The 1,995-nt window shown below is 30.6% G+C and carries 1 protein-coding gene; it reads right to left on the bottom strand.

The genetic code is table 11. The annotated features are described in order from the left end of the window. Nucleotides 1–175: 175 nt before the first annotated feature. Nucleotides 176–1,894 (bottom strand): IS1634 family transposase, encoded by a 1,719-nt coding sequence (locus tag ACJDTP_RS27305; protein WP_406762993.1) that lies wholly within the window; start codon nt 1,892–1,894, stop codon nt 176–178. Nucleotides 1,895–1,995 lie beyond the last annotated feature (101 nt).

The raw sequence follows: 1,995 nt of genomic DNA on the forward strand, positions 1-1,995 counted from the left end.
TAACCCGCATTCAGCATATCATAAATTGCCAAACTTTCCATTTGAGCATTTATGATGTGCTAATTCAATTTTAGTGAATATATTTCCAAAAATATTGGACAAGTATTCTAAATATTGTCATCTATTTTTATAACTTTAAAATTTTTACAGTCAAAGGGCAAAATGCCCTTACCCATTATACATCTTTGTTTTTGGAAAAGATTTCTAGATATATTTCTTCACCTAGTCCGCATAATTTTAAAATCCGTTTTTGATTTTTATCTAATCCTCCGGGAATAATTCTTTGAATTCCTGCTCCTAAAGGAATTGCTACAACTTTAACTTTTTCAAAAACTTTGAATAATGCCGTTGCCGTAGGCGAAAATGTTTTTCTTCTACCAAGAAGATTTATTTCTTCAGACTCTAGTTTTAAATTTTCACAAATTCGCCTTTCTATTAAGTTCATTAGCAATACTGCTAGAACCATAACATAGCCGAAAGCTTCTATTCTTTCTGGCTTATTTAAAAATATAGCATCTACATAACTTGGTGATTTTAATATCTTAAATGTTGATTCAACAGAGTTTTGATCTTTATATTCCATAAGCAATTCTTTGTTACTTAAGTTTTCCTCATTTAACTCATTAGTTATAAGAACAAACATCCCAATTTCTTCTTTACGTTGATTTATCTTATCTTTATCTTCAATTAATTCGTACTGAAAAATATATACTTTTTCTGTTTCTGGAATTTCATCTTTTTTTCTTCGTCCTTTTACTCCAGATCGCTTCTTTATTTGTTCATTCTCCTGCATTGTGTATTTTAGGGTATGGTACTTGAGTTTTAGTTTATCTTCAAATTTAAGAATGGCTTTCTGTGCATCCGCCTCGCAGAAATAACCATCTCTTGAAATAGCTTTATCAAATGCTTTCTTTGTTTCACTCTTTTCTTTTTCTATATTGCGTTCCAAAGTTTTCATATTTTGTTCAGCCAGGTTAGATGAATGACATACAACAAAACGATATTTCTTTTCACCAATAACATCCTTAAAACTTTGTATTCTATATTTGCTTGCTCTTTTTTTATTCTTACCTAAAGTAGATAAGTCTTCCCACTTTTCAGGGGTCCTTATAGCTTTTTTTATAAGCTTCGCTTCGAGACTGAAAGTACCCGGTAATCTTGAGATAAACTTGTATGTCTCATCATTAATTTCTTTAAGATTATCGGTGGTAACTAATGCACTATCGGCAACGTGAAGAATATTAGATAAATCAACACTTGAAAGTTCTTCCTCAATTCTTTTAATTACATTGCCATTCCACTTTTTATCATCTTCATTTCCGCTTAACACATCACAGAATAATGGAAGTTTATCTTTGGTAGTTCCAACTCCAAACTTCATTTGTTTTAAATCTCTTCTGTAATCTTTGCTATGCCCAAATGTAATATTAATTGGATATTTTTTATCATCCTGTACTTCTGGAATTACGCGTTCGTAATCACCTGAAAAACTTTTAGATGTTGTATCCCAGTGGATAGCTTTAACGTCTATGTTTTCTAGTTTTAATGCTGTTAAGACTACATGCGAATATACTTTTTTAGCATCTGAATCATAGATTTTGTCTAAGTTTCTTCCTATGGCAAATTCGTTAATTTCAGTGTAATTAATGCTTTCGCCTACGAGTTTTTCTACATCTTTATCTTTATAAAATTCTGATATCATGTACAATGGATCATAACCACTTAAAATATTAAGAATTAAAGCTTTTACTGCTTCACCTGGCGACAATTTACATTTTTCTTTATCCCAGCTTACTACCTCATCTATTTTCTTACCAATTTTTAATTGATCATAAACACCCGACACGATAGGCAGGTGCCCTTCGGAAAATATCTGCATATCATTAATATCCAATTTCAACACCCTTTCAATATTGGATAAAATAATAATATCATTCTTTAACTTTTATGTTTAGAAACAATATTTTCCATTAATACATGTGCTGAATGCGGGAT

The organism is Candidatus Clostridium helianthi, assembly GCF_045310795.1.
GTDB classification, from domain to species: domain Bacteria; phylum Bacillota; class Clostridia; order Clostridiales; family Clostridiaceae; genus Clostridium; species Clostridium helianthi.